This is a genomic window from Caulobacter sp. CCUG 60055, from assembly GCF_022750545.1.
Taxonomy (GTDB): Bacteria; Pseudomonadota; Alphaproteobacteria; order Caulobacterales; family Caulobacteraceae; genus PUIC01.
Genome location: NZ_PUIC01000008.1, coordinates 1 through 25,927, shown reverse-complemented (window position 1 = coordinate 25,927; position 25,927 = coordinate 1). Strand labels below are relative to the sequence as shown.

At 70.3% G+C, this 25,927-nt stretch carries 26 protein-coding genes and 1 tRNA gene; 19 read left to right on the top strand and 8 right to left on the bottom strand.

Annotation, left to right across the window (positions count from 1 at the left end):
- Window positions 1-96: 96 nt before the first annotated feature.
- Together C5708_RS12160 and C5708_RS12155 are read left to right on the top strand one after the other, a co-directional pair.
- Window positions 97-960, top strand: a complete 864-nt coding sequence (locus C5708_RS12160) for an SDR family NAD(P)-dependent oxidoreductase (protein WP_242921459.1) — start codon at window positions 97-99, stop codon at window positions 958-960.
- 14 nt (window positions 961-974) lie between these two features.
- On the top strand, window positions 975-1,838 hold the full coding sequence (locus tag C5708_RS12155; protein WP_242921457.1) for a patatin-like phospholipase family protein: 864 nt from the start codon (window positions 975-977) through the stop codon (window positions 1,836-1,838).
- Window positions 1,839-1,841: 3 nt separating this feature from the next.
- Here the strand turns inward: C5708_RS12155 and C5708_RS12150 are convergent, their stop codons facing one another.
- Window positions 1,842-2,594, bottom strand: a complete 753-nt coding sequence (locus C5708_RS12150) for an alpha/beta hydrolase (protein WP_242921455.1) — start codon at window positions 2,592-2,594, stop codon at window positions 1,842-1,844.
- Between the two features lie 66 nt (window positions 2,595-2,660).
- Here C5708_RS12150 and C5708_RS12145 point away from each other — a divergent pair, with 66 nt between their 5' ends.
- The 11 genes from C5708_RS12145 to C5708_RS12095 all read left to right on the top strand — a co-directional run bounded on the left by C5708_RS12145 (window position 2,661) and on the right by C5708_RS12095 (window position 14,903).
- Window positions 2,661-3,839, top strand: coding sequence for a glycosyltransferase family 4 protein (locus tag C5708_RS12145; protein WP_242921860.1), 1,179 nt, complete (start codon window positions 2,661-2,663; stop codon window positions 3,837-3,839).
- An 8-nt stretch (window positions 3,840-3,847) separates the two neighbouring features.
- Window positions 3,848-4,843: a glycosyltransferase family 9 protein gene (locus tag C5708_RS12140; protein WP_242921454.1), complete on the top strand. Its 996-nt coding sequence runs from the start codon at window positions 3,848-3,850 to the stop codon at window positions 4,841-4,843.
- Window positions 4,844-4,964: 121 nt separating this feature from the next.
- The gene (gene infC, locus C5708_RS12135) at window positions 4,965-5,486 is read left to right on the top strand and encodes a translation initiation factor IF-3 (RefSeq protein WP_242921858.1); all 522 of its coding nucleotides are present in this window, start codon (window positions 4,965-4,967) and stop codon (window positions 5,484-5,486) included.
- A gap of 117 nt (window positions 5,487-5,603) precedes the next feature.
- A complete protein-coding gene (locus C5708_RS12130; RefSeq protein WP_242921452.1) occupies window positions 5,604-7,541 on the top strand; it encodes a S9 family peptidase in 1,938 nt (645 codons plus the stop codon).
- A 97-nt stretch (window positions 7,542-7,638) separates the two neighbouring features.
- The gene (locus tag C5708_RS12125; RefSeq protein WP_242921450.1) at window positions 7,639-8,847 is read left to right on the top strand and encodes an MFS transporter; all 1,209 of its coding nucleotides are present in this window, start codon (window positions 7,639-7,641) and stop codon (window positions 8,845-8,847) included.
- 133 nt (window positions 8,848-8,980) lie between these two features.
- On the top strand, window positions 8,981-9,178 hold the full coding sequence (gene rpmI, locus C5708_RS12120) for a 50S ribosomal protein L35 (protein ID WP_242921448.1): 198 nt from the start codon (window positions 8,981-8,983) through the stop codon (window positions 9,176-9,178).
- A 42-nt stretch (window positions 9,179-9,220) separates the two neighbouring features.
- A complete protein-coding gene (gene rplT / locus C5708_RS12115) occupies window positions 9,221-9,577 on the top strand; it encodes a 50S ribosomal protein L20 (RefSeq protein WP_242921446.1) in 357 nt (118 codons plus the stop codon).
- 118 nt (window positions 9,578-9,695) lie between these two features.
- A complete protein-coding gene (gene pheS, locus C5708_RS12110; protein WP_242921444.1) occupies window positions 9,696-10,808 on the top strand; it encodes a phenylalanine--tRNA ligase subunit alpha in 1,113 nt (370 codons plus the stop codon).
- Window positions 10,809-10,818: 10 nt separating this feature from the next.
- Window positions 10,819-13,209 carry a phenylalanine--tRNA ligase subunit beta gene (gene pheT / locus C5708_RS12105; protein WP_242921442.1) on the top strand — a complete coding sequence of 797 codons (2,391 nt, stop codon included), beginning with the start codon at window positions 10,819-10,821 and terminating at the stop codon, window positions 13,207-13,209.
- 147 nt (window positions 13,210-13,356) lie between these two features.
- Complete coding sequence (locus C5708_RS12100) at window positions 13,357-13,911, top strand: TIGR00645 family protein (RefSeq protein ID WP_347567017.1); 555 nt, start codon at window positions 13,357-13,359, stop codon at window positions 13,909-13,911.
- 95 nt (window positions 13,912-14,006) lie between these two features.
- Window positions 14,007-14,903, top strand: coding sequence for a cation transporter (locus C5708_RS12095; RefSeq protein WP_242921440.1), 897 nt, complete (start codon window positions 14,007-14,009; stop codon window positions 14,901-14,903).
- A 10-nt stretch (window positions 14,904-14,913) separates the two neighbouring features.
- Here the strand turns inward: C5708_RS12095 and C5708_RS12090 are convergent, their stop codons facing one another.
- Window positions 14,914-15,618 carry a DUF1134 domain-containing protein gene (locus C5708_RS12090; RefSeq protein ID WP_242921438.1) on the bottom strand — a complete coding sequence of 235 codons (705 nt, stop codon included), beginning with the start codon at window positions 15,616-15,618 and terminating at the stop codon, window positions 14,914-14,916.
- A 145-nt stretch (window positions 15,619-15,763) separates the two neighbouring features.
- On the opposite strand from C5708_RS12090, the gene lepA reads away from it, so the two are divergent.
- Together lepA and C5708_RS12080 are read left to right on the top strand one after the other, a co-directional pair.
- Window positions 15,764-17,572 carry a translation elongation factor 4 gene (lepA, locus tag C5708_RS12085; RefSeq protein ID WP_242921436.1) on the top strand — a complete coding sequence of 603 codons (1,809 nt, stop codon included), beginning with the start codon at window positions 15,764-15,766 and terminating at the stop codon, window positions 17,570-17,572.
- Between the two features lie 104 nt (window positions 17,573-17,676).
- The gene (locus tag C5708_RS12080) at window positions 17,677-17,817 is read left to right on the top strand and encodes an entericidin A/B family lipoprotein (RefSeq protein ID WP_242921434.1); all 141 of its coding nucleotides are present in this window, start codon (window positions 17,677-17,679) and stop codon (window positions 17,815-17,817) included.
- A gap of 44 nt (window positions 17,818-17,861) precedes the next feature.
- Here C5708_RS12080 and C5708_RS12075 read toward each other — a convergent pair whose 3' ends face one another.
- Window positions 17,862-18,056: a hypothetical protein gene (locus C5708_RS12075; RefSeq protein WP_242921432.1), complete on the bottom strand. Its 195-nt coding sequence runs from the start codon at window positions 18,054-18,056 to the stop codon at window positions 17,862-17,864.
- A gap of 171 nt (window positions 18,057-18,227) precedes the next feature.
- Here C5708_RS12075 and C5708_RS12070 point away from each other — a divergent pair, with 171 nt between their 5' ends.
- The gene (locus C5708_RS12070) at window positions 18,228-18,410 is read left to right on the top strand and encodes a YegP family protein (protein WP_242921430.1); all 183 of its coding nucleotides are present in this window, start codon (window positions 18,228-18,230) and stop codon (window positions 18,408-18,410) included.
- 79 nt (window positions 18,411-18,489) lie between these two features.
- Here the strand turns inward: C5708_RS12070 and C5708_RS12065 are convergent, their stop codons facing one another.
- The 3 genes from C5708_RS12065 to C5708_RS12055 all read right to left on the bottom strand — a co-directional run bounded on the left by C5708_RS12065 (window position 18,490) and on the right by C5708_RS12055 (window position 22,031).
- Complete coding sequence (locus C5708_RS12065) at window positions 18,490-18,741, bottom strand: hypothetical protein (protein WP_242921428.1); 252 nt, start codon at window positions 18,739-18,741, stop codon at window positions 18,490-18,492.
- A gap of 155 nt (window positions 18,742-18,896) precedes the next feature.
- On the bottom strand, window positions 18,897-20,726 hold the full coding sequence (locus C5708_RS12060; protein WP_242921426.1) for a DUF885 family protein: 1,830 nt from the start codon (window positions 20,724-20,726) through the stop codon (window positions 18,897-18,899).
- Between the two features lie 93 nt (window positions 20,727-20,819).
- Window positions 20,820-22,031 carry a cyclopropane-fatty-acyl-phospholipid synthase family protein gene (locus tag C5708_RS12055; protein WP_242921424.1) on the bottom strand — a complete coding sequence of 404 codons (1,212 nt, stop codon included), beginning with the start codon at window positions 22,029-22,031 and terminating at the stop codon, window positions 20,820-20,822.
- A 150-nt stretch (window positions 22,032-22,181) separates the two neighbouring features.
- On the opposite strand from C5708_RS12055, the gene C5708_RS12050 reads away from it, so the two are divergent.
- Both C5708_RS12050 and C5708_RS12045 read left to right on the top strand, forming a co-directional pair.
- Complete coding sequence (locus tag C5708_RS12050; protein WP_242921422.1) at window positions 22,182-23,489, top strand: MFS transporter; 1,308 nt, start codon at window positions 22,182-22,184, stop codon at window positions 23,487-23,489.
- An 11-nt stretch (window positions 23,490-23,500) separates the two neighbouring features.
- Window positions 23,501-24,283 carry a DUF599 family protein gene (locus tag C5708_RS12045; protein WP_242921420.1) on the top strand — a complete coding sequence of 261 codons (783 nt, stop codon included), beginning with the start codon at window positions 23,501-23,503 and terminating at the stop codon, window positions 24,281-24,283.
- On the opposite strand, the gene C5708_RS12040 is transcribed toward C5708_RS12045, so the two are convergent.
- Both C5708_RS12040 and msrA read right to left on the bottom strand, forming a co-directional pair.
- Window positions 24,212-24,559 carry an MmcQ/YjbR family DNA-binding protein gene (locus C5708_RS12040; protein WP_242921418.1) on the bottom strand — a complete coding sequence of 116 codons (348 nt, stop codon included), beginning with the start codon at window positions 24,557-24,559 and terminating at the stop codon, window positions 24,212-24,214. The genes C5708_RS12045 and C5708_RS12040 overlap by 72 nt on opposite strands.
- Before the next feature lie 49 nt (window positions 24,560-24,608).
- Window positions 24,609-25,262 (bottom strand): peptide-methionine (S)-S-oxide reductase MsrA, encoded by a 654-nt coding sequence (gene msrA, locus C5708_RS12035; protein ID WP_242921416.1) that lies wholly within the window; start codon window positions 25,260-25,262, stop codon window positions 24,609-24,611.
- A gap of 175 nt (window positions 25,263-25,437) precedes the next feature.
- Between msrA and C5708_RS12030 the strand changes: the two genes are divergently transcribed.
- Window positions 25,438-25,527, top strand: a tRNA-Ser gene (locus tag C5708_RS12030).
- Window positions 25,528-25,927 lie beyond the last annotated feature (400 nt).

Below are 25,927 nucleotides of genomic sequence, written 5' to 3'. Positions count from 1 at the left end.
AGCCCGCCCCTCGCGTTTCTGGGGCGCGGACTTGGCCCGACGCCGCCGAGGCCCTACTCCTTTAGCACAGGAGCAGGGTTTCGGTCGGAGGGGGATTTGCCCCGTCTTTTCGTGTTCGGATACGGCTTCGCCGGGGCGGCGCTGAGCCGCCGCCTGATCGGCGAAGGCTGGGAGGTGTTCGGCGCGGCCCGCGATCCGGCCCGCCGCGCGGCCATGGCCGCCGAGGGCGTCGTCGCGGTCGACCCGGCCTCCCCCGACGCGATCGCCGACGCCGTGGCCCAGGCCCGGGCCCTGCTGGTGGCCGCGCCGCCGGGGCCGAACGGGTGTCCGGCGCTGGAGGCCGTCGTTCCGCAGATCGCCCGCACCGGCGCCTTCCCCGACTGGATCGGCTACCTGTCGACCACCGGCGTCTATGGCGACCGCCGCGGCGGCTGGGTGAACGAGCGCAGCCGGCTCGCGGCCGCCTCGCTGGAAGGCGCCCGGCGGGTGGCGGCCGAGCGCGACTGGCGCCAGGTCGGCCGGGGCATGGGCCTGACCGTCGCCGCCTTCCGCCTGCCCGGCATCTACGGCCCCGGCCGCTCGCCCTTCGACCGCATCCGCGCCGGCGCCGCCCAGCCGGTGACGCGCCCCGGACAGGTCTTCTCCCGCATCCATGTCGACGACCTCGCCGCCGGCCTGCAGGCGTCCATCGCCCACCCGCGCGCGGCCGGCGTCTACAATCTGGTCGACGACGAGCCGGCCCCGTCGGCGACGGTGCTGGCCTATGCGGCGGCGCTAATCGGCGCGCCCCTGCCGCCCGTCGTCGACGCCGACGATCCGAGCCTGTCCGAGGCCAGCCGGCGCTTCTACGCCGAGAACAAGCGGGTTTCGAACGCCCTGGCCAAGGCCGAGCTGGGCTGGCGGCCGGCCTATCCCACCTATCGCGAGGGCCTGAAGGCGATCCTGGCGGCGGGCGGCTGAACATGGAGAAGCGAATGGATACGCGCGCGCTGGTGCTCGGCGGCGGCGGGCCGGTCGGCATCGCCTGGGAGAAGGGCCTGCTGGCCGGCCTAGCGGCCGAGGGCGTCGATGTCGAGGCCGCCGACCACATCCTCGGCACCTCGGCGGGCTCGGTCGTCGGGGCCGAACTGGCTTCGGGGCGCGGCCCCGCCGCCATGCTCCAGGCCGAAATGGCCTACGCCGCCCGCGCCGCCGAGGCCGAGGGCCGCCATGGCCCCGCACCCGACCTGGGCCCGGCCCTGGCGCTGATGGCCCGGCGGCCGCTCGACCGGGAGACGCCGGTCGATCTGCGGATCGAGTTCGGCGCCATGGCCATGGCCGCCCGCACCGTCTCCGAGGACGCCTATCTGGCCGGTTTCGGCGGCCTGGCCGACGCCCATCGCCCCTGGCCGCCGCGGTTCGCCTGCACGGCCGTGGACGCGGTCACCGGCGCGTTCGTGGTCTGGGACGAGGACGCCGCCGCCCCGCTGGGCCGGGCCGTGGCGTCGAGTTGCGCGGTGCCGGGCGTGTTCCCGCCAGTGACCATCGACGGCCGCAAGTACGTCGACGGCGGCGTGCGCTCGGGCTGCAACGCCGACGTCGCCCACGGCCATGGCCGCGTGTTGGTGGTCGCGGTCGTCCCGCCCCTGCTGGCGGGCCTGCTGCTGCCCGGCGTGCGCCGCGAGATGGAGGTCATCGCCGCCGCCGGCGGCCGCGCCGAGTTGATCGTCCCGGACGCCGAGGCGGCCGCGACCTTCGGCCCCAACCTGCTGGACGGGGCGCGGCGCGGCGACGTCGCCCGCGCCGGAGAGCGTCAGGGCCGGGCCGAGGCGGCCCGTATCAAGGCGTTCTGGAACTGAGGATCAGGCCGAGGCCAGCTCCTCCACGGCCGCGATCAGCCGGGCGATGTCCTGCGGCCGCGACAGGCGGTGGTCGCCGTCGCGGATCAGGCTGAAGACCACGTCCTCGCCCTCCAGCGCCTGGGCCAGGGCCAGGGCGTGCCGCCAGGGCACGTCCGGGTCGGCGCCGCCCTGGAGGATGCGGACCGGCGCGGCGATCCCCACCGGCCCCGGCAGGATCGACCAGCGGGCGCCGTCCTCGATCAGCCCTCGCGTGATCGGATAGTCGCCGTCGTCATAGGCCGAGGACCGCAGCCACACGCCCTGCTCCACGATGTCGCGGCGGGCCTCGTCGGTCAGGTTGGGCCACATCAGCTTCTCGGTGAAGTCGGCGGCCGGCGCGATCATCGCCAGCCCCTTGACCCGGTCGGGACGCGACAGGGCCGCCAGGCACGACAGCCACCCGCCCATGGACGAACCGACCAGCACCAGCGGCCCCTCGGTCAACTCGTCGATCACCGCCAGGGCGTCCTCGCGCCAGCGGCTGATCGTCCCGTCGCGGAAATCGCCGGACGAGGCGCCATGGCCGAAATAGTCGAACCGCACGAAGGCGCGGCCCGACGCGCCGGCCCAGGCGGCCAGGGCCTCGGCCTTGGAGCCGGCCATGTCCGACTTGAACCCGCCGAGCCAGACCACCGTCGGCCCCCGCCCGGCCACGCGCCGCCAGGCCAGCCGCTCGCCGCCAGGCCGCGACAGAAATCCCTCGGCTTCGCTCATGGCGCCCGGCTCCCTGGTTCGCTATTAGGCGTTCCTGATAGCGTATCGCCGACCAGGATCGCCACCCTGCCCCTTCCCCCCGATTTCACCCTGCTGCAGGTCGCCCCCGAACTGGAGACCGGCGGGGTCGAACAAACCACCGTCGACGTCGCCGCCGCCGTGGCGCGCGCCGGCGGCCGCGCCCTGGTGGCCTCGCGCGGGGGTCGGATGACGGACCGGCTGCTGGCGGCCGGCGGCCGGCTGTTCGCCATGCCGGCGCACTCCAAGAACCCGCTGACCATCGCGGCCAACGCCGGCCGGCTGATCCGGCTGGTCCGTCGCGAGGGCGTCAGCCTGATCCACGCCCGCTCGCGTGCGCCGGCGTTCAGCGCCCTATGGGCGGCCCGCGCCACCGGAACGCCGTTCGTGGCCACCTATCACGGCGTCTACAACGCCCGCTCCGGCCTCAAGCGCTGGTACAATGCGGTCATGACCCGCGGCGACGTCGTCATCGCCAATTCCGAATTCACCCGCGCCCACGTGATCGCCGAGCACGGCGTCGCGCCCGAACGGGTGATCGCCATCCCGCGCGGCGTCGACCTGGCCCGCTTCGACCCGGCGGCCGTGTCCGACGAACGGGTGGGCGCCCTGCGCCGGGCCTGGGGCGTCGAGGCTGAAGACCGGCGCGTGAAGGTCCTGCTCGCCGGCCGGCTGACCCGCTGGAAGGGCCAGGCGCTGCTGGTCGAGGCGGCCGCGCGGCTGAAGGCGCAGGGGCGGGAGGACTTCCTGATCCTGCTGGCCGGCGACGACCAGGGCCGCGCCGGCTATCGCGCCGAGCTGGAGGCGGCGGTCGCCGCCGCCGGCCTGGGCGGCCAGGTCAGGCTGGTCGGCCATTGCGACGACATGCCGGCCGCCTATCTGCTGGCCGACCTCGCCGCCGCGCCGTCGCTCGATCCCGAGGCGTTCGGGCGGACCGCCGTCGAGCCCCAGGTCATGGGCCGCCCGGTGCTGGCGGCCGACCACGGCGCCTTCCGCGAGACCATGCGGCCGGGAGAGACCGGCTGGCTCATCGCGCCTGGCGACGCCGCGGCCTGGGCGGCGGCGCTGGCCGCGGCGATCGCCCTGCCGGCCGAGACGCGGCGGCGCATGGGCGAGGCCGGTCAGGCCCGCGCCCGGCGGCTCTATTCCGTCGACGCCATGTGCGCGGCGACGCTGGATGTTTACGAAGGCGTGCTAGAGGCGCGTCGAAGACAACCGAGGTCTTGAGGACGGGCGTGGCGAAGGAGATCAAGAAGATCCTGGTCATCAAGCTGGGCGCCCTGGGCGATTTCGTCCAGGCGCTGGCGGCGATGAAGCATATCCGCCAGGCCCACCCCAAGGCCAAGATCACCCTGCTGACCACGCCGCCGTTCGAGGCGCTGGCCAAGGCCAGCCGCTATTTCAACGCGATCGAGACCGACGGCCGGCCCAGCGGGATCGCCGACACCCTGGCCCTGGCCCGGCGGATCAAGGCCGCCCGCTACGACCGCGTCTACGACCTGCAGACCTCGGGCCGCTCCAGCTTCTATTTCCAGTTGCTGCGGCCGTTCCCGCCGCAATGGTCGGGCATCGCGGCGGGCGCCTCGCACCCGCACCGCAACAAGAACCGCAACGCCATGCACACCCTGGAGCGGCAGGCCGACCAGCTCAAGGACGCCGGCATCTGGCCGGACGCGCCGGTGACGCCGGGCAGCGCGCCGCCGCCGGACCTGTCCTGGATCCTCAAGCACCATCCCGCCGGCAAGGCCGCGCCGGGCGCGGGCGCGCCCAAGCCCTATGTCCTGCTGGTGCCGGGAGGATCGGCGCACCGGCTGGAGAAACGCTGGCCGACCGAATCGTTCGGCATCCTGGCCGCCAACCTGCGCGAGCAGGGCTACGACGTCGTCATCATCGGCGGCGTCCAGGAAAGCGCCCTCGCCCGCCAGATCCAGAAATACGTGCCCCAGGCCCGCGACCTGACCGGGCGGACGGATTTCGCCCAGCTGGCCGTGCTCGGCGCGCGCGCGGCCCTGGCCGTCGGCAACGACACCGGGCCGACGCACCTGATCGCCGCGGCCGGCGCGCCGACCATCGCCCTGTTCTCCAGCGCCTCCGATCCCATCCTGTGCGGGCCGCGCGGCCACGTCGCCGTGCTCCAGGCGCCCGACCTCAAGGACCTGCCGGTGGCGGCGGTGCTGACCACGGCCAAGTCGCTTGCGCCGCCGCCGGGAAAATTCCCCGGAAAGTCTTGAATATCTTTGGCCCCGCTTGATCCGCGAGGCGCCTTTAGTCATATACGGATGACGCGGGCCCGCACGTTTACGGGCGCGTGCAGTTCCATGGCTTCAGGAGAAGACGCCTATTCGCCGCCCCATCCAAGCGCCGCCCGTCAAGGACGGTCCGCGCATGAACGAAGACATCCGCGTCCCCCGCGTCCTGCTGATCGACCAACACGGCGAAAAGCAAGGCGTCATGCCGACGTCGTCCGCCCTCGAGGCCGCCGAGGAGGCCGGGCTGGACCTGGTTGAAATCGTTCCGACCGCCGATCCGCCCGTCTGCAAGATCCTGGACTACGGCAAGTTCCGGTTCCAGGAGCAGAAGAAGAAGAACGAAGCGCGCAAGCGGCAGAAGATCGTCGAGATCAAAGAGATCAAGCTGCGGCCCAACATCGACAAGCACGACTACGACGTTAAGGCGCGCTCGATGCACCGCTTCTTCGAAGAAGGCGACAAGGTGAAGGTCACCCTGCGCTTCCGCGGCCGCGAGATGGCCCACCCCGAACTCGGCATGAAGCTGCTGCAGCAGGTCAAGGCCGATTTCGACCCGGTGGCCAAGGTCGAGTACGAACCGCGGATGGAAGGCAAGCAGATGATCATGATCCTGGCCCCGCGCTAGGAGCCGGCTTCCGGCGATCATCCGCCCTCCAACAATCGACAGCATGTGGAGCGCTTCGGGCTTGATCGGCCCGGAGCGTTTTTCCATTGTGGGTCGAGCTTCGGGGGGGCCTCAACCATGATACGCATCTTCGCGGCGGCCGCGGCCGCCACCGCCGCTCTGGCCGCCGGGACCGCCGCCGCCGCGCCGCTGGAAGCCTATGGCAAACTGCCCAGCATCGAGCAGGTCCAGATTTCTCCGGACGGAACACGGCTGGCGATCGTCGTGGCGACGGACGGCGTCAACCGGCAGATGCGGGTCACCACCATCGGCGAGAAGTCGACCGTGATCGGCGGCGTCAATCTGGGCGACGTCAAGCTGCGCGGGATCGACTGGGCCGGGTCCGGCCACGTCATCATCACCGTCTCGACCACCGCCTACGCCCAGGGCGTGATCGGGCGGCGCCAGGAATATTTCATGGCGAGCGATTACGACATCGCCACGGGCAAGCAGTTCAACCTGCTCGACAACGCCGACAACGGCATGAACGTCGTTCTTGGCCCGCCGCAGATTCGCCAGGTCGATGGAAAGCCGACGATCTTCGTGCCGGGCGTCTATTTCCCGCCCGATCAGCCCAGCCACGTCGCCCTCTACCGCATCGACCTCAAGCAGCGCAGGCCGCAGAGGATCGAGGACGGCTACGACGACACCACGGAATGGCTGGTCGGCGCCGACGGCCGCGCCCTGGCCGAGACCGAATATGTCCAACGGACCGGCAAATGGACCTTGAAGATCAAGGACAAGAGCGGCTGGCGCGTCCACCGGACCGATGACGCGCCCATCGACACGCCCGATCTGCTGGGCCTTGGCCGCGACGGAAGCTCGGTCCTGATCGGCGACTGGAACGAGGAAGAGGAGCGGCTGAGCCTCACCGAGTACACGGCCGCCTCGGACAAGGGCGAGCCGCTGCCGCCTTCGGAAGTGCGCGGCGTCATCCACGACCCGGCCCTCCACACCCTGATCGGCGGCCGGGCCATGGTGGGCGACGAACTTCGCTACACCTTCTTGTCGCCTCAGGGCCAGGCGCAGTGGAAATCCGTCGCCAAGGCCTTTCCGGGCGCGCAGGTCGAACTGGTCTCCTGGTCCGACGACCGGCGCAAGATCGTGGTCAAGGTCGATAGTCCGAAGGAAGGCGCGGCCTACGCCCTGATCGACGTCGACGCCAAGCGCGCCAGCTGGATCGGCGAGGTCTACGACGCCATCAAGCCCGAGGACGTCTCGCCGACGCGCCCGATCCGCTACAAGGCCCAGGACGGACTGGAGATCACCGGCTACCTGACCGTGCCCGCCGGCCGCGAGGCCAAGAACCTGCCGCTGGTCGTGCTGCCGCACGGCGGCCCGGCCGCGCGGGATACGCCGGAATTCGACTGGTGGACCCAGGCCCTGGCCTCGCGCGGCTACGCCGTGCTGCGGCCCAACTTCCGCGGCTCGACGGGCTTCGGGTCGAAGTTCCTCGCCGCCGGCTTCGGCGAGTGGGGCCGCAAGATGCAGACCGACCTGTCCGACGGCGTCGCCGACCTGGCGGCCAAGGGCCTGATCGACCCCAAGCGGACCTGCATCGTCGGAGCCAGCTACGGCGGCTACGCCGCCCTCGCCGGCGCCACCCTGCAAAGCGGGGTCTATAAATGCGCGGTCTCGGTGGCCGGTGTGTCCGACCTCAAGCGGTTCATCGTCTGGCGACAGGCCGACTACCGCAGCCGGGACAACGTGTCGCTGCGGTTCTGGACCCGCTTCATGGGCGCCGATGGGATCAAGGACCCCAACCTCGCCGACATCTCCCCGGCCATCCACGCCGACCGGGCGAACGTTCCGGTGCTGCTGATCCACGGCAAGGACGACACCGTGGTCCCCTATGTGCAGAGCGAGATCATGGCCAAGGCGATGACCAAGGCCGGCAAGCCGGTCGAGTTCGTCACCCTGGAAGGCGAGGACCACTGGCTGTCCAAGGGCGTCACCCGCCTGCAGATGCTGAAGGCGACAGTCGCCTTCCTGGAGCGCAACAACCCGCCCAACTGAGGCATGAACAACACGGCGCCGTTGCAAAAATAACGCCACCACTCGAAGAACGCCGTCACGCCATGGCGGGCGGGCGGGCGCGGTCGTATAGGCGGACATGGCCGCCAATCCGACCGCTTCCGACGCCGGCGACAGCCGCGCGCTCTACGTCCTCCTGCTCGTGGTGTTCATCAACATCGCGGGCTTCGGGCTGGTCCTGCCGCTGCTGCCCTTCTACGCCCTGGCGTTCAAGATCTCGCCGGCCCTGATCGGGGTGCTGTTCTCGGCGTTCTCGGTCGGCCAGTTCCTCGGCGAGCCGTTCTGGGGGCGGATGTCCGACCGCATCGGCCGCCGCCCGGTGCTGTTGGCGACCATCTTCGCCGGGGCGCTGACCTATGTCGCCTTCGCCTTCGCGCCGAACTTCGCGGCGGCCGTGGCCATCCGCCTGGCCAGCGGCTTCCTGTGCGGCAACATCTCGACCATCCAGGGCTATATCGCCGACATCACCCCGCCGGCGCGACGGGCCGGCCGGCTCGGTCTGCTCGGCTCGTCGTTCAGCCTGGGCTTCGTCACCGGCCCCGGGATCGGCGGACTGCTGGCCCACCCGTCGGAAGGAACGGCCGGTTTCCACGCGCCGTTGCTGGCCGCCGCCGCCTTCGGCCTGGCCTCGGCCGCCGGCGTGCTGCTGTTCGTGCGCGAGAGCCGCGCGCCGCGGCAGGCCGGAGCCGCGCCGCAGCGCCGCACCGCCGTGCTGGCCGAGGCCCTGGGCCATCCGCTGATCTCGCGCATCCTGGTCATCAGCCTGATCATCATCGCCGGCTTCGCCGGGGTCGAGGCCACTTTCGGCCTGTGGAGCCAGAGCCGGTTCGGCTGGGGCCCGCAGCAGATCGGCTTCTGCTTCATGGTCGTCGGCGGCGTCGCGGCCGTCACCCAGGCCGCCGTCACCGGCCGGCTGGTCCGCCGCTTCGGCGAGGTCGCAACCCTGGTCGGCGGCCTTGGCCTGATCGCCATAGGCATGACCACCCAGGGCCTGTCGCCGAACTGGCAGGTCGCCACCGCCGGCTTCGTCCTGGTGGCGTTCGGCCAGTCGCTGACCTTCCCCAACATCGCCGCCCTGATCTCCAAGGCGACCGCGCCCGACCGCCAGGGCGAGATGCTGGGCCTCAACATGTCGACCGGCGCCCTGGCCCGCATCGTCGGCCCGCTGATCGCCACGCCGCTGTTCGGTCTCGCCGCCGCCCTGCCCTTCCTCAGCGGCGCGGCGCTGGTCGCCGGCTCGCTGTGGATCGCCGCCCAGGTCGGCCGGCGCCTGAAGACGGCGGTATAGGCCGCCTCGCCGTCCTTGCCTTGGCGGCCGGTTTCGCGTATTGACCCCGCTCTTCGGAGTCGCCTGGCCATTGGCATGCCACGGCGGCTCATCAATGCTGTATTAGAGGACGGCTCCCCGGAGCCGCTGCAAAATGCCGAAGTTGAAGACCAAGTCGGGCGCCAAGAAGCGCTTCAAACTGACTGCGACGGGCAAGGTGAAGGCTGGCGTCGCCGGCAAGCGCCACCGCCTGATCAGCCACAACGGCAAGTACATCCGCTCGAACCGCGGCACCAAGGTGCTGAACGATTCCGACGCGCGGATCGTCAAGTCCTACATGCCGAACGGCTGATTTCGCCCCTCCCACCGCATTCTGATCTGAAGGTTTACTGACATGGCGCGTGTGAAACGGGGCGTTACGTCCCACGCCAAGCACAAAAAGGTTCTCGAGCAGGCCAAGGGCTTCTTCGGCCGCCGCAAGAACACCATCCGGGCCGCCAAGGCCGCGGTCGACAAGGCCGGCCAATATTCGTACCGCGACCGCAAGGTCCGTAAGCGCAGCTTCCGCGCGCTGTGGATCCAGCGCATCAACGCGGCGGCTCGCCTGGAAGGCTTCACCTACTCGCAGTTTATCCACGGCCTTGAACTGGCTGGCGTCGTCATGGACCGCAAGGTCCTGGCCGATGTCGCGGGTCAAGACCCGGCTGCGTTCAAGGCCATCGCCGACAAGGTTCGCGCCGCGCTGGCTTAAGGCTGTGGGACGACACGTCCCCTACGCTTTTCGAAAAGCCCTCCGGTCGCGAGCCGGGGGGCTTTTTGCTGTCCGGCCCATTCTTGAATTTGGCAAAGCGCGCTAGAGCACACCCGCCATGACCGACCTTTCCCAACTCGAAGCCGACCTGTCGGCCCAGATCGCCGCCGCCGGCGACCTTTCGGCCCTGGAGGCCGTCCGCGTCGCCGCCCTCGGCAAGACCGGCTCCGTCTCCGCCCTGCTCAAGACCCTGGGCGCGATGAGCCCCGACGAGCGCAAGGAACGCGGCCCGCAGATCAACGGCCTGCGCGACCGCGCCACCGCCCTGATCGCCGAGCGCAAGGCCGCCCTGGAGGCCGCCGCCCTCGACGCCCAGCTGGCGGCCGAGCGCCTGGACCTGACCCTGCCCGCCCCGCCGCGGCGCAAGGGCGGCGTCCATCCCACCATGCAGGTGATGGACGAGATGGTCGCCATCTTCGCCGAGATGGGCTTCTCGGTCGCCGAGGGGCCGGACATCGAGGACGATTTCCACAACTTCACGGCGCTGAACTTCCCGCCCAAGCACCCGGCGCGGGAGATGCACGACACGTTCTTCTTCCATCCCGGCGAGGACGGCGAACGCAAGCTGCTGCGCACCCACACCAGCCCGGTGCAGGTGCGCACCATGCAGCGCACCAACACCCCGCCGCCGGCCCCGTGGATCGCGGGCGGCCAGGAGCCGCCGATCCGCGTGATCGTGCCCGGCCGCACCTATCGCAAGGACTCGGACCAGACCCACACGCCGATGTTTCATCAGGTCGAGGGCCTGGTGATCGACAAGGGCGTCCACATGGGCCACCTCAAGTGGACCCTGGAGACCTTCATCGCCCGGTTCTTCGAGACCGACAGCGTAGTCACCCGCTTCCGGCCGCACCACTTCCCGTTCACCGAGCCCAGCGCCGAGATGGACGTCGGCTGCGACCGTTCGGGCGGCGAGTTGCGCATCGGCCAGGGCTCCGACTGGCTGGAGATCCTGGGCTGCGGCATGGTTCACCCCAACGTGCTGCGCGCCTGCGGCGTCGATCCTGACGTCTATCAGGGCTTCGCCTTCGGCATGGGCGTCGACCGGCTGGCCATGCTGAAATACGGCATGCCCGACCTGCGCGACCTGTTCGCGGGCGACGGCCGCTGGCTGTCGCACTACGGCTTCTCGGCCTTCGCCGATCCCAATCCCGCCTCCGGCCTGAGCTGAGAGCGAACCAATGAAATTCACCCTGTCCTGGCTCAAGGACCACCTTGAGACCACCGCTTCCGTCGACCGGATCGTCGAGGCCATGACCATGGCCGGCCTGGAGGTCGAGGACGTCGAAGACCCGGCGACCAAGCTGGCCGCCTTCTCCGTCGCCAAGATCGTCGAGGCCGTCCAGCACCCCAACGCCGACCGCCTGCGCGTCTGCCAGGTCGAGACCAGGGACGGCCGCAAGGAGATCGTCTGCGGCGCCCCCAACGCGCGCGCCGGCCTGACCACCATCTACGCCCCCATCGGCGCCTATGTGCCGGGCCTGGGCGTGACCCTGGTCGAAAAGCCGGTCCGCGGCGTGGTCTCCAACGGCATGATGTGCTCGGCCTCGGAACTGGAAGTCGCCGAAGAGTCCGACGGCATCCTGGAACTGCCCGACAGCCTCGCCGTCGGGACCTCGGCCGCCGAGGCCCTGGGCCTGGAAGCGGTCATCGACTTCGAGGTCACCCCGAACCGCCCCGACTGGCTGGGCGTCGCCGGCATCGCCCGCGACCTCGCCGCCGCCGGCGTCGGCCGCCTGAAGGACCTGTCCGTGCAGGCCGTTGCGGGCAAGTTCCCCTGCCCGGTCGAGATCCGCCTCGACGGCTCGGACGCCTGCCCGGTGTTCGCCGGCCGTCTGGTGCGCGGCGTGCGCAACGGCCCCTCGCCCGAATGGCTGCAAGCCCGCCTGAAGGCCATCGGCCTTCGGCCGATCAGCGCCCTGGTCGACATCACCAACCTGCTGTCCTACGACCGCGCCCGGCCGCTGCACGTCTATGACGCCGCCAAGCTGACCGGCGGCTTCATCGAGGCCCGCCTGGGCCGCGAGGGCGAGGAAGTCCACGCCCTCGACGGCAAGACCTACGCCGTGACGCCGGACATGTGCGTGATCGCCGACGCCAAGGGCCCGCTGGGCCTGGGCGGGGTGATGGGCGGCGAGGACAGCGGCTGCTCGGAAACCACCACCGACGTCTTCATCGAAAGCGCCTGGTTCGATCCGCTGCGCACGGCCCAGACCGGCCGCGTGCTCGGCATCACCTCCGACGCCCAGTATCGCTTCGCCCGCGGCGTCGATCCGGGCTTCGTGGTCCCCGGCCTGGAGCTGGCCACCAAGCTGGTGCTGGAGCTGTGCGGCGGCGAGGCGTCCGAGGTGCTGGTCGCCGGCCAGATCCCCGCCGCGCCGGTGCCGATCGAATTCGACCCGAACTACGTCCATCGCCTGTCAGGCCTGTCCGTGGCGCGCGAGGGCGTGCTGGAGATCCTGCACAAGCTGGGCTTCGAGACGAAGGGCGACGGCGCGAGCGTCGTCGTCACGCCGCCGACCTGGCGCCGCGACGTCGAGGGCAAGGCCGACCTGGTCGAGGAAGTCGCCCGCATCGCCGGCTACGGCGCCCTGCCCTCGACCCCGCTGCCGGAAGTCGCCCGCGCCGTGGGCGGCGTGCTGACCGTGCGCCAGGCCCGCGCCCGCGTCGCGCGGCGCGCCCTGGCCGCCGCCGGCTATTCCGAAGCCGTCACCTGGTCGTTCACCGCCCGCAAGACCGCCGAGCTGTTCGGCGGGGGCCAGGACGCCCTGGTGCTGGCCAACCCGATCGCGGCCGAGCTCGACTGCATGCGCCCGTCGATCCTGCCGAACCTGATCGAGGCCGCCGGCCGCAACGCCAAGCGCGGCTTCGCCGACGCGGCCCTGTTCGAGATCGGCCCGGTGTTCGGCGGCGACCAGCCGCAGGACCAGCGCCTGGCCATCAGCGCCATCCTGGCCCCGCACGGCCCGCGCCGCTGGGACGGCGCCCAGGCCGAGGACGTGTTCACCATCAAGGCCGACCTGATCGCCCTGCTCGACGAGCTCGGCGCGCCGACCGCCAACCTCCAGGTGGCGCAGGGCGCCGCCGCGCCCTGGTGGCACCCCGGCCGCTCCGCCCGGCTGCAGCTCGGCCCCAAGGCGGTGATCGCCGAGTTCGGCGCCCTGCACCCGGCGGTGCTCAAGGCCCTGGACGTCGACGGCCCGGTCTATGGCTTCGAGGTGTTCGTCGAGACCATTCCCGAGCCCAAGAGGAAGCCGACCAAGACCAAGCCGGCGCTCGCCCTGTCGCCGCTGATGCCGCTCAGCCGCGACTTCGCCTTCGTGGTCGCCAAGGACAAGGCGGCCGGCGACCTGACCAAGGCCGTGGCCGGCGCCGACAAGGCGCTGATCGCGGCGGCCCGCGTGTTCGACGTCTATGAGGGCAAGGGCGTCGAGGACGGCTTCAAGTCGCTGGCGGTCGAGGTGACCATCCAGCCGCGCGAGGCCACCCTGACCGAGGCCGAGATCGAGGCCCTGTCGGCCAAGATCGTCGCCGCCGCCGAAAAGGCCACCGGCGCCAAGCTGCGCGGCTGATCGCGGAAGCGGAACCGGGGCCCTTCAGCGCACAGCGAAGGGTCCCGCACCCATTTTCACGGGGTCCGCGCTTGCGCGGCGCGGCTCGGGTTCTACCTTATTCCCTCAGGCCGCGTGGGGACATGCGGCGCCGAACGAGGGAAATTCGTGGACCAGCCGCCCGCCCACAAGCCCGCCAAGCCCAAGGCCGAACTCTGGCTGGAGCGCGGCATCTTCGCCTCGCGCTGGCTTATGGCGCCCTTCTATGTCGGGCTGGTGCTGGCGCTCGCCGCCATGCTGCTGGTGTTCTGCCAGGAGCTGGTGCACGCCCTGCCGCAAATCGTCTCCGGCCATGCCGAGGCTGACGACGCGATCCTGGTGGCCCTGTCGCTGATCGACCTGTCGCTGGCCGGCAACCTGCTGCTGATCGTGATCTTCTCGGGCTACGAGAACTTCGTCTCCCACATCGACGTCGGCGACAACGACCGGCCCGACTGGATGGGAACGGTCGATTTCTCCGGCCTGAAGATGAAGCTGATCGCCTCGATCGTGGCCATCTCGGCCATCGCCCTGCTCAAGGCGTTCATGGCCCTGACCGAGCGCGGCGCGGTGCTGGACACGGCCAAGCTGACCTGGCTGGTGATCATCCACCTGACCTTCGTGCTCTCCGGCGTGTTCCTGGCGACGATGGACTGGATCGCCAGCAAGACCGCCAAGCATTGAGCCCCCTGCGCCTTCCGCGCCGCGCCGGGTGAAACCGCTCCCGCTTTCGCCCGGCTCGTTCTAGTCTGGACGTTTCCCTCCCGGGAAAGGCGTGGATGGACACCGGCAAGGAGCAGGGCCTTCTCAAGCTGTCGATCGCCGTGACCTTGGCGACCGGCGCCCTGGGCGTGGTCATCGGCGTCGCCTCGCGCTCGCAGTCCATCCTGTTCGACGGAATCTACGCCGGGGTCGACGTGGCGATGACCGTCCTGGCCCTGCTGGTCTCGCGCCTGCTGGCCAGCGAGGGCAGCCGCCGCTTCCAGTTCGGCTACTGGCACCTGGAGCCGCTGGTCACCGCCGCCAACGGCGTGGTGCTGGCCCTGGCCTGCCTCTACGCCTTCCTGACCGCCCTCGGTTCGGTGCTGGAGGGCGGCCGCCATGTCGAGTTCGGCTCCGCCGCCCTCTACGCCTTCCTGACCAGCGTCGTCGACCTGGCCCTCGGCGTCTATGTCGGCCGCCAGGCCCGCCGGCTCGATTCCGACCTGCTCAGGACGGACGCCCGGGCCTGCCTGATCGGCGGGGCGCTCAGCGGGGCGCTGCTGGTCAGCTTCATCGTCGGCGCGGCGCTGGAACGTGGCGGGCGCGCGGACCTGACGCCCTATGTCGACCCGCTGGTGCTGATGCTCCTGGCCCTGGCCATGATCCCGGCCCCGCTGGGCGGGGTCCGCCGGTCGCTGCGCGAGGTGTTCCAGGTGGCGCCCGAGGCGCTGGACACGCGGGTGCGGGCGGTGATGGACGACGTGGTCGCCCGTCATGGCCTGGGGCGCTACACCAGCTATGTCGCCAAGGTCGGGCGGGCGCGGTTCATCGAGATCGCCGCCCTGGTCCCGCACGGCTATCGCGTCGAGCAGGCCGACGCCGTGCGCCGCGAGATCGCCGAACGGCTCGGCGGCCCGCCCCACGGCGGCCAATGGCTGACCGTGATGCTGACCGCCGAGGACGAGTGGCTGTAGGCGCCAGGCCTCAGATCGGCAGGATGTGGCGCGTGCGGCTGTAGGACAGGTAGCCGATGTTGGCGCCCAGGCGCAGGCCCAGCCCGGCGCGGATCGGGGCCAGGGTGATGTCGTCGGCGCGCTGATAGTTCACGCCCAGGCCGCCGACGAAATAGGCCGATCCCTCGACGCCGGGGAAGCGGCGGAACACCGCGTCCGGATACTGCAGGCCGTAGCACAGGGTGAACACCCGGCTGGCGTTGCCGCCCCAGTCCCAGCCGATGGACGGTCCCTGCCAATAGACCTCCTGGGTCGGACGGTTCTTCATATAGAGCAGGCCCTTGCCGTAGCGCACCCCGCCGAGGAAGGCGGCCGAGCCCTCCTGCCCCGCCAGATAGGCCGTCGGCTGACCGTTCTCGCGGAACGCCCGCTCGACGGCGGCGCCGGCGCTCTCGGCGGTGACGCCCATGAAGTCGGACACGGCGTTGACCGTCTCGTCGCGGGTGTAGGTCTCGGCCCGGCCGGAAGACGGATAGCTGGGAGCCGGACCGCCGTCCTGCGGCGCGCCGGGCTGGCCCGGATAGGACCGCGGCGGCGGCGGCGAATAGGGCTGCGACGCCGGCGGCGGCGAATAGGGTTGCGAGGAATAGGGCTGAGACTGGGCGCGGCTCGCCGAAGCGTAAGCGCCAGTCCCCGCGGCGGCGAGGCCGGAAATGATCAGGGCGCGGCGGTCCATGGGGCCGAATCTCCATATGCGGCTGAGGACGCGAGGCTGGCGTCCTAATGAGTCCTGTTTTGGGCCAGGGCGCTTTAACGCCTGGTTAAGCATGTGCGGGCGGGCGGCCTCGCGTTCGGCCCATAATGTGATAGAGGCAGGCGCCATGACGTCGACGCCCCTCTCCAACATCCGAAACTTCTCGATCGTGGCCCATATCGACCACGGCAAATCGACCCTGTCCGACCGCCTGATCCAGGAGACCGGCGCCCTCACCGCGCGGGAGATGACCACCCAGGTGCTGGACTCGATGGACATCGAGCGCGAGCGCGGCATCACCATCAAGGCCCAGACCGTCCGCCTGCACTACAAGGCCAACGACGGCCAGACCTATGTCCTGAACCTGATGGACACCCCCGGCCACGTCGACTTCGCCTACGAGGTCAGCCGCAGCCTGGCCGCCTGCGAGGGCTCGATCCTGGTCGTCGACGCCTCGCAGGGCGTCGAGGCCCAGACCCTGGCCAACGTCTATCAGGCCATCGACAACAACCACGAGATCGTGCCGGTCCTCAACAAGGTCGACCTGCCCGCCGCCGACGTCGACCGGGTCAAGGCCCAGATCGAGGACGTCATCGGCCTGGACGCCTCCGACGCCGTGCAGTGCTCGGCCAAGACCGGCCTCGGCATCCACGACGTGCTGGAGGCCATCGTCACCCGCCTGCCGCCGCCCAAGGGCGATCCGGCCGTGCCGCTGAAGGCGCTGCTGGTCGACGCCTGGTACGACGCCTATCTGGGCGTGGTGGTGCTGGTGCGCGTGTTCGACGGCACGCTGAAGGTCGGCCAGCAGGTCAAGATGATGCAGACCGGCGCCACCCACCGCATCGACAAGGTCGGGGTGTTCCGGCCCAAGGCCACCGACGTCGACATGCTCGGCCCCGGCGAGGTCGGCTTCATCACCGCCAGCATCAAGGAAGTGGCCGACGCCGCCGTCGGCGACACCCTGACCGACGAGAAGAAGCCCACCGCCGCCGCCCTGACCGGGTTCAAGGAAGTGCAGCCGGTGGTGTTCTGCGGCCTGTTCCCGGTGGACGCGGCCGATTTCGAGGACCTGCGCGCCGCCGTCGGCAAGCTGCGCCTCAACGACGCCAGCTTCACCTACGAGATGGAGACCTCGGCGGCCCTGGGCTTCGGCTTCCGGTGCGGGTTCCTCGGCCTGCTGCACCTGGAGATCATCCAGGAGCGGCTGCAGCGCGAGTTCAACCTCGACCTGATCGCGACGGCGCCGAGCGTCGTCTACAAGATCGCCATGACCAACGGCGACGTGATCGACCTGCACAATCCGGCCGACATGCCCGACCCGGTCAAGATCGACACCATCGCCGAGCCGTGGATCAAGGCCACCATCTTCACCCCGGACGAATACCTGGGCGGGGTCATCAAGCTGTGCCAGGACCGCCGCGGCCAGCAGCGCGAACTGTCCTATGTCGGCAGCCGGGCGATGGTCGTCTACGACCTGCCGCTGAACGAGGTGGTGTTCGACTTCTACGACCGCCTGAAGTCGATCTCGAAGGGCTACGCCAGCTTCGACTATCAGATCGAGGACTATCGCGAGGGCGACCTGGTCAAGATGTCGATCCTGGTCAACGCCGAGCCGGTCGACGCCCTGTCGATGCTCGTCCACCGCACCCGCGCCGAGACGCGCGGCCGCTCGATGGTCGAGAAGATGAAGGAGCTGATCCCGCCGCACATGTTCCAGATCCCGATCCAGGCGGCCCTGGGCGGCAAGGTCATCGCCCGCGAGACGGTGCGCGCCCTGCGCAAGGACGTGACGGCCAAGTGCTACGGCGGCGACGCCAGCCGCAAGCGCAAGCTTCTGGACAAGCAGAAGGAAGGCAAGAAGCGCATGCGGCAGTTCGGCAAGGTCGAGATCCCGCAGGAAGCCTTCATCGCCGCCCTGAAGATGGACGAGGATTGATCCCGCCTCCGGATCGCGCATTGTCCGCATGCGCACGGCGCCATAAATTCACCATGGCGGTCGCCGATGCGGCCGCTTTCGGGGATTCATCTGAGAGATATCTGATGCGCAAGGTTCTGGTTTCGGCCGCCCTGATGGCGGCCGCCCTGGTCATCGCCGGCTGCAACACCATCGCCGGCGTCGGCCGCGACGTCTCGGCCGCCGGCCACGCCGTGAGCAGCACGGCGGACGACGCCAAGCGCTGATCGGCGCCATTAAGGTCCGGGCGGGCCCGCCCGTCCGTTCCGCCTCAGGCGTCGTCCTCCCGGGAGGCGGCGCGGGCGGCCTCGCCGGCGTCGGGATGGCCTGACGCGGCGTCGGGGCGGCCTGGGCCGGCCTGACCGGACGGCGTCGCCCCGTCGAGCAGCCGCTTGAGCGCCCGCCCTTCCGGATCGGGCGGCTCGGCCGGTTTCTCGACCTGTGGTTTGGGCTGGGGCCCAGCCATGCGCGCCTCCTTCGCCGACGCCTCCGCGCCGCGCCTCGATCCTAGCACCCCGCCGCCGCGCGGAAAGACGCTCGCCCATTCGTGAACGGCGTGCGGTTGACGCTTGCCGATCTTGCGGCAAGCCTTGCCGCGTACCGGAAGCGAGGCTTCCGGCCGAGCAAGGAGAGGCGCGTGGCTCACAAGTTCGAGATCTACAAGGACAAGGCCGGCGAGTTCCGGGTGCGCTTCAAGTACAATTCCGAGATCATCTTCTCGACCGAGGGATACTCGTCCAAGGCCTCCGCCAAGAACGCCATCGAGTCGATCAAGAAGAACGGTCCCGAAGCGCCCGTCGAGGACAATTCGGCCAGCTAGCCGCCGCCCGGCGCGGACGGGGCGACGCCGCGCGTTCCCCCGTCTCTCCGCGCCCGCCCCTTGGCCGGAGCGCGCGTGGTCATCCGGGCTCTATCACGTCGCGCAGCAAAGCCGCCGTGGCCGCCGCCAAGGCGCCTTCCTCGGCTTCGAGCTGGGCGATTTCGGTCATCAGGGCCGCCTTCAGCCGCTCGGCCGCCGACGGCGCCGACTGCAGAGCCTCGGCCGTCGCCCGCGCCAGGACCATGGCCGCGCGCAGGTCGATGTCCATGGCCGCCGCCCAGGCGTCCGGGTCCCGTCTCCAGATCGGCGAGTCTTCGTTCCTGCCGTCCATCCCCGCCTCCGAAAGAGTCGATGGAAACGCACATGAACCAGGGGCGGCCTTGCGACAAAGCCCGCGCCCGACTGGCCTACGGGGCGCTCGCGCCGGTTAACCGCGTCCTAATTTCACCCCTCTGAGCCAATCCGCCGCAGGCGACGGCCGATGCTTCAGCGCGCCGGTTGCGGCCGTCCGCCGGCGGCGATCCAGGCGTCCGTGCGCCGGTCGAGCAGGTTGAGCGGCAGCGGCCCCGAATCGAGGATTTCGTCGTGGAAGGCGCGAACGTCGAACTTGTCGCCCAGCCGAGCCTCGGCGCGGCGGCGCAGCTCCAGCATCTTGAGCTGGCCGATCTTGTAGGCCAGCGCCTGGCCGGGCCAGGAGATGTAGCGGTCGAGCTCGACGTCGACGTTCTTCTCGGCCAGGGCCGAGTTCTCCATGAAGCAGGTCTTGGCCTTCTCGCGGCTCCAGCCCTTCCAGTGGATGCCGGTGTCGGCGACCAGGCGGCAGGCGCGCCACATCTCGAAGGACAGGCGGCCGAACTGCTCGTAGGCGTCGCGATAGATGCCCATCTCCTGGCCCAGGTGCTCCGAATAGAGCGCCCAGCCCTCGACGAAGGCGGTCACGTCGGCGTTGCGCCGGAACCACGGCAGGTCGGTGCGCTCCTGGGCCAGGGCGATCTGGATGTGGTGGCCGGGGACGGCCTCGTGCAGGGTCAGGGCCGGCAGCTCGTACAGCGGCCGCTGGTTCAGGTGGCTGGTGTTGACCATGTAGCCGCCGGCGACGCCGAGTTGCGGGCTGCCGTTGAAGTAGCGGCCGCTGGTGTAGCCGTCCTCGATCTCGGGCGGCACCGGCCGTACGCCGTAGGTCAGGCGCGGCAGCTTGCCGATCTCGCCGGGCAGCTTGTCGTCGATGCGCTTGGCGATCTCGCTGGCCTTCTCCAGGAGCTGCTGGCGCGAGGTCGGATAAAACTTCGGGTCGGTGCGCAGATAGGCCAGGAACTCGGGGAAGCTTCCCTTGAACCCGGTCTCGGCGATGGTCTTGTCCATCTCGGCGCGGATGCGCGCCACCTCCTTGAGGCCCAGCGCGTGGACCTCGTCGGGGGTCATGTCGGTGGTGGTGTAGCGGCGGACCAGATAGCGGTAGTACCGCTCGCCGTCCGGCAGCTCGCGCGTGGCCAGGGTCGTCCGCGCCTTGGGCAGGTATTCGGTCTGCAGGAAGGCCAGGAACTGGCGCTCGGCCGGCTTGATCCTGTCGGCGACCACGGCCAGCGCCCTGGCCCGCAACGCCTCCTGCCGCGCCGCCGGAATGGTCGACGGCAAGGTTGCGAACGGCGCCAGCAGCGGGCTGGCCGACGGCGCGGCGTCGGCGTGGGCCTTGGCCTGGACGATCACCGCCTCGACGGTGCGCCTGGGCTGGACGAAGCCGGTGGCCAGCCCCCGCCGGGCGTTGGCGGTCTCGACGTCGTAATAGGCCGGCAGGGCCTCCAGGCGGGCGATCCAGGCCTCGGCGTCGGCGAGGTCGCGGACGCGGGTCGAGCTGGCGACATAGTCGGGCGTGGTGAAGAACGAGGAGTCGCTGTTGATCGGCTCGCGCTCCTCGTCGAAGGACATCCCCTCCAGCCGGGCGTCGACGACGCGGGTCAGGAAGTCGCGGTTGAGCGTGTCCTCGTCGCCCAGGCTGGCGCCGGCCAGGGCCTTGAGGCGCTTCTGCAGGCCCTGGAGCGTCGCCTTGCGCTTGGCCACGGCCGCCTGGCTGTCGTCAGGCCAGCGCCGCAGCGCCTCGCGGTCGCCCTCCATGCCGGCGCTGATCGGGTCCTGCGCCCGGTCGTAGGCCTCGAAGTCGGCGATGACCGCGTGCAGCTGGGCGGCCGGCCCGGCGACGGCGCGCGCCGTCTTGGCCGGGGCCGCCTTGGCGGGCGGCGTCTCGGCCGCGGCCGGATGGATCGCGGTCAGGGCGGAGGTCAGCAGGGCGGCGGCGGCCAGGGCGGGGAGCTTGGACATGGCCCGAGCCTAGGCGGCGAACCGGACCGGCGCCAAGACCCCCGCTCGCGGTTTTGTCGCGGGGCGGCCGGTTTCGCGCCCCGGACGAGCCGCCTAGGCCCGCCGCCGCGCCGGCGGCGCCAGTTCGACCTCGTGGATGTAGTCGCGGGTCAGCGGCAGGGCGTCGACGCGCTTGGACAGCTGGACCTGGAAGACCATGCAGTCGAGGTAGCGGAAGGCCAGCTCGCTGACGCCCAGATAGAACTCCCACATCCGGCAGAAGCGCTCGTCATAGAGCTCGGCGATCGCCTCGCGCTGGGCAAGGAAGCGCATCCGCCAGCAGCGCAGCGTCTCGGCGTAGTGCAGGCGCAGGACCTCGATGTCGGTGATCCACAGCCCGGCCTCCTCCACCGCCGCCGTCACCTCCGACAGCGCCGGGATGTAACCGCCGGGGAAAATGTACTTGCGGATGAACGACTGGGTGATCCCCGGCGGCGAGCGGCGGCCGATCGAGTGGATGACCGCCACCCCGTCGTCGGTCAGCAGGTCGGCGATCCGCTGGAAGAAGGCGCGGTAGTTGGGCGCGCCGACATGCTCGAACATGCCCACCGAGACGATGCGGTCGAACGGTCCGACGACGTCGCGATAGTCGGTCAGCTCGAAGCGGGCGCAGGCGGCCAGCCCCGCCGCTTCGGCCCGCGACCGCGCCACGGCCAACTGCTCCTCGGACAGGGTGACGCCGGTGACCTTGGCGCCGTAGCGGCCGGCCAGCTCCAGCCCCAGCCCGCCCCAGCCGCTGCCGATGTCGAGCACCCGCTGGCCGGGCGACAGGTCGAGCTTGGCGGCCAGGTGCGCCTTCTTGGCGGCCTGGGCCTCCTCGAGGCTCATGTCGGGCCGGGCGAAATAGGCGCAGGAGTACTGCATGTCGGCGTCGAGGAAGCGCCGGTAGAGGTCGGTCGACAGGTCGTAATGGACATGGACGTTGCGGCGCGACGCCGCCCGAGTGTTCCACTGCTCCAGCCGGCGCTCCAGGGCGTGGACCACCCGCATGACCGCGCCAGGCCGCGCCGGAACGCCGGTGCGGTTGCGGCCGACCATCTCCAGAAGGTCCCACATCGCGCCCTGCTCGAGTTCGAGGTCGCCCTCCATCCAGGCTTCGCCGAGGCCGAGGTCCGGGTCGCGCATCAACCGCCGCACGCCCCGCGCCGTCAGGCGGACCGTCACCGGCGGTCCCGAACCGTCACCATATTCCTCGACGCGGCCGCCCGGATAGACGATCGAAAGACGCCCGACGCGAATCAGGCGACGGATCAAGCCCTGCAACATGCTTGCCCCTTGCACGCTCTGTTCGGCCCTAACGGATTTGAAGCTGGGAAGGTTGCGGCCGGGGTTCAAGACCCGCCCCGCGGGCGGACGCCCCTTCACAAACCCGGCGGCGCCCGGCAGCTTGGGGCCGCCACGATCAGGGGAGCGCGCATGAGCGCCACGGACACCGCCGTCGACGCCGCGCCCGCGCGCTCCTTCGTCGGCCGCCTGAGATCCATCTTCGGCGGGTCGGTGGGCAATCTGGTCGAATGGTACGATTGGTACGCCTATTCGGCCTTCGCCCTCTATTTCGCCAAGGCGTTCTTCCCCAAGGGCGACCAGACCGCCCAGCTGCTGCAGGCGGCGGGGATCTTCGCGGTCGGCTTCGTCATGCGCCCCATCGGCGCCTGGCTGATGGGGGTCTACGCCGACCGGCGCGGGCGCAAGGCGGCCCTGACCCTGTCCATGCTGATGATGTGCGCCGGCTCGCTGCTGATCGCCCTGACGCCGAGCCACGCCCGCATCGGGGCGGCGGCCCCGGCGATCCTGTTGATCGCGCGCCTGATCCAGGGGCTCAGCCTGGGCGGCGAATACGGCGCCAGCGCCACCTACCTGTCGGAAATGGCCAGCCGCCGGCATCGCGGCTTCTGGTCGAGCTGGCAGTACGTCACCCTGATCATGGGCCAGCTCGCCGCCCTGGCCGTGCTGATCGTGCTGCAGCGGACCATGACCCAGGCCGACCTGGAGGCCTGGGGCTGGCGCATCCCCTTCGCCATCGGCGGCGCGCTGGCCCTGACCGGCCTCTGGCTGCGGCGCAACATCGCCGAGACCGCCGCCTTCGAGAAGGTCCAGGCGGCCGGGACCAAGGGCGGCCTCGCCGCCCTGCTGGCCCACCCGCGCGAGGCGGCCATCGTCGTCGGCCTGACCATGGGCGGAACCTTGGCCTTCTACGCCTTCACCACCTACATGCAGAAGTTCCTGACCAACACGGCGGGCTTCTCCAAGTCGGCGGCGACCGAAATCTCGGCGGCCAGCCTGATCGTCTATATGCTGCTGCAGCCGCTGGTCGGCCTTCTGTCGGACAAGATCGGCCGCCGGCCGGTGCTGACGGCGTTCGGCGTCCTGGGAACCCTGTGCACCGTGCCGATCCTGACGGCGCTGTCGCACACCCGCGACCCGCTGGTCGCCTTCGCCCTGATCACCGCCGCCCTGGCCATCGTCTCGGGCTACACCGCCATCAACGCGGTGGTGAAGGCCGAGCTGTTCCCCGCCCATGTGCGCGCCCTGGGCGTCGCCCTGCCCTACGCCCTGGCCAATTCGCTGTTCGGCGGCACGGCCGAATATGTGGCCCTGTGGTTCAAGCAGGCCGGACGCGAGCCCTACTTCTATTGGTACGTCGCCGGCGGCGTCGCCGTCTCGCTGGTGGTCTACGCCCTGATGCGCGACACCCGCGACCACAGCCGCATCATCGAGGACTGACCCGCGACGCCATGAAGATCCTGTCCCAGATCGCCCCGACCGACATCGCCGCCTTCGTGCTGTTCGCCCTGTGCTGGCTGTTCTACGAGCCGCTGCTGCGCCAGCTCTCGCGCGGGCGAGGCGCGATCAACACCGACATGACCGTGGTGCGCCGCGCCTGGATGGCCAACATGGTCGGGCGCGAGAACCGCTTCCTCGACAGCAACCTGATGGGCCACGCGCTCAATTCGGCGTCGTTCTTCGCCTCGGCCAACCTGATCGTCATCGCCGCGGCGGCCGGGGCGCTGTTCGGCGGCGAGGCGACCTACCGGTCCGTCACCGCCCTGGCCATCCTCGACCGGGTGCCGCGCATCGTCTTCGACATCAAGCTGGCGGTGGTCACCATCACCCTGGCGCGGGGCTTCCTCGACTTCATCTGGTCGATCCGCCAGATGAACTACTGCCTGGCGGCGATCGGGGCCGCGCCCGAGGGCGCGCCGCGGGCCCAGCTGAAGGCCTATGGCGAGGCGGCGGCCCAGTTGCTGAACCCCGCCCTCTCCTCCTTCAACGCCGGGGTGCGGGGCTACTATTTCGCCCTGGCCGCCGCGGCGTGGCTGCTGGGGCCGGCCCCCTTCGCCGCCGCGACGCTGGGGGCCAGCGGCCTGCTGCTCTGGCGCCAGCGCCATTCGCGCGCCGCCAGGGGCGTGCAGGACATCCGCCGTCTGCTGGAGGCGCGGGAAGCCTCAGGCGAGGCCGAGCCGCCGGCGCTCGGCCCGGGGGAGCCTGGCGGCGACCAGGGCGTGGGCCGCCGCTAGATAGGCCTGCGTCTCGTCGTCCGGCAGGACGTCGAGGGCTTCGAACCGGATCCACTTGGCGCGCGCCAGATAGGGCGCGGGCCGGCCGACGCCCTCGGCCGCCAGCATCTCGAAGGCGGCGTCCGACGCCTTGAACGACCAGCCCCCCGCCGCCGCCGGCCCGGCCACGGCGAACATCTTGCCGCCGACCTTGTAGACCCGGCTGCCGCCCCACTGCACCGTCAGGGTCGCGGCCGGCAGCGACAGGCTGAAGGCCTCGAACTCGGCGGGGCTCATGCGCGCGCCGAGAGAGGCCGCACCGGAAGAAACCGCGCCGGCCTCGCCGTCACGCCTCGACCCCGACGCCCACCGGGCAGGTCACGCCGGTGCCGCCGATGCCGCAATAGCCGCCGGGGTTCTTGGCCAGGTACTGCTGGTGATAGTCCTCGGCGAAATAGAACGGCTCGGCCCGCCGGACCTCGGTGGTCACCGGGCCCAGCCCCCGCTCGGCCAGAGCCTTGGCGTAGGCCGCGCGCGAGGCCTCGGCCGCCGTCGTCTGGGCGTCGGAATAGGTGTAGACGCCCGAGCGGTACTGGGTGCCGATGTCGCCGCCCTGGCGCATGCCCTGGGTGGGGTCGTGATTCTCCCAGAACGTCCTGAGCAGCGCCTCGTAGGAGATCACCGCCGGGTCGAAGACCACCAGCACCACCTCGGCGTGGCCGGTGCGGCCCGAGCACACCTCCTCGTAGGTGGGGTTGGGCGTGAAGCCGGCGGCGTAGCCCGCGGCCGTCACCCAGACGCCGGGAATGTTCCAGAACAGCCGCTCGACGCCCCAGAAGCAGCCCATGGCGAACTGCGCCAGCTCCAGGCCTGGCGGATAGGGCCCCTTGAGGGCGTGGCCGTTGACGAAATGCGCGGCGGAGGTGGCGATGGCCTCGGCGCGCCCCGGCAGGGCCGTCTCGGCGGTGGGGGTTTCGAGGGGCTTCTTGGCGAACAGCATGGCGAAAATCCCGAGGAGAATGGAGCCCGCTAAAGATAGTGATGCAAACGCGTTCGGAAAACTTGTCCCGAGCGCGGTCCTCAGTATATTGCGCGCCTTCCGCGCCGGCAGAGCTCAACCGCCTGCCGCGACGGACTCGCCGGGGCCCGCGCCCCACGCGATCCGCGAGTGGTGTGGTGAGGTGGCCGAGTGGTTGAAGGCGCACGCCTGGAACGCGTGTATAGGGGAAACTCTATCGAGGGTTCGAATCCCTCTCTCACCGCCACCCATTCCCCCGCTGGTATCGACAGGTTAAGTTCTAGGCGCTGGTTGTAACCGTGCGGAGCAGCCCGTCCATGCGAGAAATCTTAGCAAAATCAATGCAGCGTCGGGGTCGCAAAATCGCTGAGCGCGCGAGAAATTCCCGTGCGAAGCGAATTGTAGCCTTAACCTGTCAATGCCCAGGGGATTGCAGATCCGTTCCCAATTGTTGGACAGGCTGAGGCTGGAGTTTTCCGGCCTTGATCACGACGGCGGGCTGGTGGCGCCGTCGGAAAGCGAAGGCTGGCAGCGCGCGTCAGCGTAAGGCGTTTCTTCCGTCGGGCGGTGCAATCCAGAGTGATGAGCAATCGTCTTAGAGACTGGACAATGCCGAAGCGCCCAAATTGTCAAACGGCTTGCAAAAT

Bases quoted from the DNA above. Each gene is read 5' to 3' on its own strand.
- C5708_RS12155 (WP_242921457.1), top strand. From the start codon at position 975: ATGGATACGCGCGCGCTGGTGCTCGGCGGCGGCGGGCCGGTCGGCATC.
- C5708_RS12150 (WP_242921455.1), bottom strand. From the start codon at position 2,594: ATGAGCGAAGCCGAGGGATTTCTGTCGCGGCCTGGCGGCGAGCGGCTG.
- C5708_RS12130 (WP_242921452.1), top strand. From the start codon at position 5,604: ATGATACGCATCTTCGCGGCGGCCGCGGCCGCCACCGCCGCTCTGGCC.
- C5708_RS12125 (WP_242921450.1), top strand. From the start codon at position 7,639: ATGGCCGCCAATCCGACCGCTTCCGACGCCGGCGACAGCCGCGCGCTC.
- rpmI (WP_242921448.1), top strand. From the start codon at position 8,981: ATGCCGAAGTTGAAGACCAAGTCGGGCGCCAAGAAGCGCTTCAAACTG.
- rplT (WP_242921446.1), top strand. From the start codon at position 9,221: ATGGCGCGTGTGAAACGGGGCGTTACGTCCCACGCCAAGCACAAAAAG.
- pheS (WP_242921444.1), top strand. From the start codon at position 9,696: ATGACCGACCTTTCCCAACTCGAAGCCGACCTGTCGGCCCAGATCGCC.
- pheT (WP_242921442.1), top strand. From the start codon at position 10,819: ATGAAATTCACCCTGTCCTGGCTCAAGGACCACCTTGAGACCACCGCT.
- C5708_RS12095 (WP_242921440.1), top strand. From the start codon at position 14,007: ATGGACACCGGCAAGGAGCAGGGCCTTCTCAAGCTGTCGATCGCCGTG.
- C5708_RS12090 (WP_242921438.1), bottom strand. From the start codon at position 15,618: ATGGACCGCCGCGCCCTGATCATTTCCGGCCTCGCCGCCGCGGGGACT.
- lepA (WP_242921436.1), top strand. From the start codon at position 15,764: ATGACGTCGACGCCCCTCTCCAACATCCGAAACTTCTCGATCGTGGCC.
- C5708_RS12080 (WP_242921434.1), top strand. From the start codon at position 17,677: ATGCGCAAGGTTCTGGTTTCGGCCGCCCTGATGGCGGCCGCCCTGGTC.
- C5708_RS12075 (WP_242921432.1), bottom strand. From the start codon at position 18,056: ATGGCTGGGCCCCAGCCCAAACCACAGGTCGAGAAACCGGCCGAGCCG.
- C5708_RS12065 (WP_242921428.1), bottom strand. From the start codon at position 18,741: ATGGACGGCAGGAACGAAGACTCGCCGATCTGGAGACGGGACCCGGAC.
- C5708_RS12060 (WP_242921426.1), bottom strand. From the start codon at position 20,726: ATGTCCAAGCTCCCCGCCCTGGCCGCCGCCGCCCTGCTGACCTCCGCC.
- C5708_RS12055 (WP_242921424.1), bottom strand. From the start codon at position 22,031: ATGTTGCAGGGCTTGATCCGTCGCCTGATTCGCGTCGGGCGTCTTTCG.
- C5708_RS12050 (WP_242921422.1), top strand. From the start codon at position 22,182: ATGAGCGCCACGGACACCGCCGTCGACGCCGCGCCCGCGCGCTCCTTC.
- C5708_RS12045 (WP_242921420.1), top strand. From the start codon at position 23,501: ATGAAGATCCTGTCCCAGATCGCCCCGACCGACATCGCCGCCTTCGTG.
- C5708_RS12040 (WP_242921418.1), bottom strand. From the start codon at position 24,559: ATGAGCCCCGCCGAGTTCGAGGCCTTCAGCCTGTCGCTGCCGGCCGCG.
- msrA (WP_242921416.1), bottom strand. From the start codon at position 25,262: ATGCTGTTCGCCAAGAAGCCCCTCGAAACCCCCACCGCCGAGACGGCC.